This window comes from Nocardioides pelophilus, assembly GCF_014180685.1.
Classification (GTDB): domain Bacteria; phylum Actinomycetota; class Actinomycetes; order Propionibacteriales; family Nocardioidaceae; genus Nocardioides; species Nocardioides pelophilus.
This window is the reverse complement of record NZ_JACEHF010000240.1, coordinates 1-4,772: the sequence shown is the minus strand read 5'-3', so window position 1 is coordinate 4,772 and position 4,772 is coordinate 1. Positions and strand designations below refer to the sequence as shown.

Here is a 4,772-nt window from a genome sequence, read left to right as displayed (position 1 = left end):
AGTCGGCCGCGCCCGACCGCCGGAAGAAGCGCCGCGACCGGGAGCGCGAGGAGCCCTCGGAGACGGCGACGTCGTCCGAGGCCGTCCCGGCCGCCGACGAGATCACCGACGGACCGCCGTCGAGCGACCTGGCCACCGACAGCTCGGGCGACGACGACGGTGCGCTGGCCACGTGGATCGGGCTCGGGCTCGCCGTACTCGTGCTCGGCGCGGCCGGCCTGGTGACGGTGCTGCGGAGGCGTGCGGGGTGAGCTGGTGCCGGTGAGGCTGGCGCGCGACCTCCACCCCGTCGCCTGGTGGTGCTGGGCGGTAGGTCTCGCCGTCGGCGCGTCCTGCACGACCAACCCGCTGCTCCTCGGGCTGCTGCTGGCGGTCGCGATCGTCACCGTCCTCGCCTGCCGCAGTGACCAGCCGTGGGCGCGGTCGTTCCGGCTCTACCTCTGGCTCGGCGTGATCGTCGTGGTCGTCCGGGTGGNCGTGGTCGTCCGGGTGGCGTTTCGGGTGCTGGTGGGCGGCAACGACGCCGGCCACGTGCTGGTGTCGATGCCGGAGGTCCCGCTGCCGGACTGGGCAGCGGGCGTCAGCCTGCTCGGCCCGTTCAGCCGTGAGGAGCTGCTGGCCGCGCTCTACGAAGGGCTGCGGCTCGCGACGCTGCTCATCGCGGTCGGCGCGGCCAACGCCCTCGCCAACCCGAAGCGGCTGATGCGGTCGCTGCCGCCGGCCCTCTACGAGGTCGGCACCGCGATGGTCGTCGCGATCACCGTGATCCCCCAGCTGGCCGACAGCGCTCGGCGGGTGCGGGCCGCCCAGCAGCTGCGCGGCGGCGAGCACGGTCGGTTCCGGCGGGTGCGCGGTCTGCGGCGGCTCCTGGTCCCGATCCTCGAGGACGCGTTCGAGCGGTCGCTGTCGTTGGCCGCCGGCATGGACGCCCGCGGCTACGGCCGCAGCGGTACGGCGACCGCCGGCCAGCGCCGGACCACGGGTGCGCTGATGATCCTCGGGCTGCTCGGCATCTGCGTCGGCGTTTACGCGTTCCTCGACTCGACAGCGCCGCGGGTGCTGGCGTGGCCGATGCTGGCGCTCGGGGTGACTGCGGCGCTCGGTGGGTTCGTGCTCGCCGGTCGTCGGGTCCACCGCTCCCACTACCGCCCGGAGCGGTGGCGGGCCGCGGAGGTGCTCGTCGCGCTGTCCGGGCTCGCGGTCGGCGCAGGTCTGTGGTTGGTCCAGCGCGCGGATCCGCTGGTCGCACATCCGGGTGTGCTCGTCGTACCGGAGCTGAGCCTGGTCGCGGTCGTCGCCGTGCTGCTCGGCATCGCTCCGGTCTTCGTCGCGCCGCCGCCCCTCACCGCGAAGAACCGGGCGCCTCTCCCGCCCCTGCCCGTCGCGGGCGAGCCCGCCAAGGTGGCGGTCTGAGGTGTTCGAGCTGCGCGGCATCACCTTCAGCTACGGCGAGCGGCCGGTCCTCGACCGTGTCGACCTGGCGATCGACCACGGTGAGCTGGTGCTGCTCGCCGGTCCGACCGGCGTCGGCAAGTCGACCCTGCTCGGTGTGGTCGCCGGGTTGGTGCCGGCGTTCACCGGCGGCACGCTGACCGGCGATGTCGTCATCGACGGCGAGAGCGTGCTCGAGGTCCCGGCCCGGGAGCGGGCGCACGTCGTCGGCTACGTCGGGCAGAACCCATCGGCGTGGTTCGTCACCGACACCGTCGAGGAGGAGCTCGCCTTCGGGATGGAGCAGCTCGGGCTGGCCGCGCCCACGATGCGCCGCCGGGTCGAGGAGACGCTCGACCTGCTCGGCATCGCCGACCTGCGTCACCGGGACCTGCGGACCCTGTCCGGAGGGCAGCAGCAGCGAGTGGCGATCGGATCCGTGCTGACCACCCACCCGCGACTGCTCGTGCTCGACGAGCCGACCTCCGCGCTCGACCCGACCGCGGCCGAGGACGTGCTCGCCACGCTGACCCGGCTGGTCCACGACCTGGGGGTCTCCGTTCTCGTCGCCGAGCACCGGCTGGAGCGGGTGGTGCCGTTCGCCGACCGGCTGTGCCTCATCGCCGAGGGTGGCCAGGTGCGGATCGGCGACCCCGCCGAGCTGCTGGTCGACTCCCCGATCGCGCCGCCGATCGTCGAGCTCGGCCGGCTCGCCGGCTGGTCCCCCTTGCCGCTCACCGTGCGCGACGCGCGCCGTCGTACCGCCGACCTGCGGGCGCGCATCGGTCTCTCCCCGGCCGCGGCGCCGACCGTCGTCGCACCTGAACTTTCGGCCCCGAAATCGTCCGAAACAGGGCCGGAAGTTCAGGTACGACGCCTCACGGTCACGCACGGCTCGGTGGCGGCGCTCCTCGATGTCGACCTGACGCTGCGGCCGGGCACGGTGACGGCGTTGATGGGACGCAACGGCGCCGGCAAGTCGACGTTGCTGTGGGCGATCCAGGGGCGGCACGCGGCCGACCGCGGCACCGTGCGCGTCGGCGGCGAGGACCCGCACCGGCTGAAGCCCGACGCGCGGCGTCGTCACACGGGACTGGTGCCGCAGAGTCCCGCGGACCTGCTCTACCTCGAGACCGTCGCCGACGAGTGCGCGGCCGCTGACCGTACGGCGTCCGCCGCCGCCGGCACCTGTGCCGGACTCCTCGACCGGCTAGCCCCGGGCATCGCCCCGTCCGGTCATCCCCGGGACCTGTCGGAAGGCCAGCGCCTCGCGCTCGCCGTGGCGATCGTGCTCACCGCCGGACCACCGGTGCTGCTGCTCGACGAGCCGACCCGCGGGCTCGACTACCCGGGCAAGCACGCGCTCGCCGAGATCCTGCGTGACCTCGCGGCCGACGGGCGCGCGATCCTCGTCGCCACCCACGACGTCGAGTTCGCGGCCCAGGTCGCCGACGACGTGGTGGTGCTGGCCGAGGGCGAGGTCGTCTCCAGCGGGCCGGTGCGCCAGGTCATCGCCGAGTCGCCGGCGTTCGCGCCCCAGGTCACCAAGGTGCTCGGACCCGGGTGGCTGCGGGTCGACGAGGTCGCCGCGGCGCTGGCCGCGGCCGAGGTCCCGTCGTGAGCGCGACCGACCAGCGGGTGGCCGTACCTCTGCGGGTGCGGTCCGTCGTGGTGCTGGGCCTGGCCTCCGTGGTCGGGCTGATGATGCTCGCCTGGCCGCTGCTGCTCGAGGCCGACCCGACCGAGCGGGTGGACCCGCCGTTCCTGTTCCTCGCGCTGCTCCCGGTGATCCTCGCCGTCGTGCTCGCGGAGATCAGCGAGGGGGGCATGGACGCCCGGGTGCTCGCGATCCTCGGAGTGCTGACTGCTGTCAACGCGGTGCTCCGCGGCGTCAGCGCCGGCACCGCCGGCCTCGAACTGGTCTTCTTCCTCCTGATCCTCGGTGGACGGGTCTTCGGCCCCGGCTTCGGGTTCGTGCTGGGATGCACCTCCCTCTTCGCGTCGGCACTGATGACCGCCGGTGTCGGCCCGTGGTTGCCGTTCCAGATGCTCGTCGCCGGCTGGGTCGGCATGTTCGCCGGACTGCTGCCGCGACGTGCGTCGGGTCGCGCAGAGATCGCCATGCTCGTCGCGTACGGCGTGCTCGCGGCCTACGCCTACGGTCTGCTGCTCAACCTGTGGGGTTGGCCGTTCATCCTCGGTATCCAGGTGCCGGGCCAGGACTCGACCGAGCTCTCCTACGCCCCGGGCGCCCCGCTCCTGGAGAACCTGCACCGGTTCCTGCTCTACACCGTGCTCACCTCGACCGGCGGCTGGGACACCGGCCGCGCGATCACCAACGCCCTCGCCATCGCCCTGCTCGGACCCGCGGTCCTCACCACGCTGCGCCGGGCTGCCCGGCGGGCGCGGGTGGAGCGCCGGGCCTGATCTCGGCCAGCGCCTTGGTTTCGAGGCTCGCTGCGCTCGCACCTCAACCAGCGGCGGGCGCGCGCTGGCTGGTGGTCGAGGAGGTCGCGCAGCGACCGTCACGAGACCCCCTGTCTCGGTGGTCGAGGAGGTCGCGCAGCGACCGTCACGAGACCCCTGCCCGCACGTCCTGCGCCGCCGGCGGTCGCGCCGGCTAGAACGGACAACACGGCTGCGCGCCGTCGTGGGTTGCGGTGCTTGGGCGCGCTGGGTGCCCGGGTTGCAGGAGGCCTGAGGTACTCGCTGTGGTTCGGGCAAGAGGACGCCGGTAGGTACATCGCGGTGGTCGACGCCTTGGTTTCGAGGCTCGCTGCGCTCGCACCTCAACCAGCGGCGGGCGCGCGCTGGCTGGTGGTCGAGGAGGTCGCGCAGCGACCGTCACGAGACCCGTGTCCGGGTGGTCGAGGAGGTCGCGCAGCGACCGTCACGAGACCCCCGGGCGTGCCTGTGGCCCCGCCGGTGGCGGGGTCCAGGGGGTGGTGGTCAGGGAGCGGGTTCGGTCCAGCCGGGGTCGGCCCAGTCGGGAGGATCAGGATCCGGATCTGGATCGACTGGTCGGGGTGGGTCGAGGACTCGGGTTCCGGTGTGGTCGACCAGCCAATGCTGTCCGTGGGGACTGGACCACAGGTAGGTCCCGGGCTGGATGATGACGTAGCGCCAGTAGCCGAAGGTCTTGGCCCGGTGATGTCGCCGACACAGGGGCACGAGGTTGCAGGGGCAGGTAGAGCCGCCGGCGGCGTGCGGATGCGCGTGGTCGAGGTCGCAGCGTTCGGTACGGCGGTTGCAGTGCGGGGCACGACAGGTGTGGTCGCGCAGCTCGACGCGGCGCCGGAGCCGGTCGGGGATCTCGTAGGAGTCGACCGGGACATGGTCCT

General features: G+C 73.3%; 5 protein-coding genes. 4 read left to right on the top strand and 1 reads right to left on the bottom strand.

The genetic code is table 11. The features are described 5' to 3' along the window. The 4 genes from H0488_RS22135 to H0488_RS22120 form a co-directional block, all read left to right on the top strand. On the top strand, positions 1-251 hold a 251-nt coding region (locus H0488_RS22135), incomplete at its 5' end, for a hypothetical protein (protein WP_220794893.1). Next, positions 241-1,413 (top strand): energy-coupling factor transporter transmembrane component T, encoded by a 1,173-nt coding sequence (locus tag H0488_RS22130; RefSeq protein WP_446685638.1) that lies wholly within the window; start codon positions 241-243, stop codon positions 1,411-1,413. The genes H0488_RS22135 and H0488_RS22130, both read left to right, overlap by 11 nt. Position 1,414: 1 nt before the next feature. Continuing rightward, the gene (locus H0488_RS22125; RefSeq protein WP_183101367.1) at positions 1,415-3,052 is read left to right on the top strand and encodes an ABC transporter ATP-binding protein; all 1,638 of its coding nucleotides are present in this window, start codon (positions 1,415-1,417) and stop codon (positions 3,050-3,052) included. Next, complete coding sequence (locus H0488_RS22120; RefSeq protein ID WP_446685637.1) at positions 3,049-3,858, top strand: ECF transporter S component; 810 nt, start codon at positions 3,049-3,051, stop codon at positions 3,856-3,858. Before H0488_RS22125 ends, H0488_RS22120 begins: the two co-directional genes overlap by 4 nt. Positions 3,859-4,380: 522 nt before the next feature. On the opposite strand, the gene H0488_RS22115 is transcribed toward H0488_RS22120, so the two are convergent. Beyond that, positions 4,381-4,772 (bottom strand): HNH endonuclease signature motif containing protein (locus H0488_RS22115; RefSeq protein WP_183101366.1); only part of this gene is annotated, 392 nt, incomplete at its 5' end.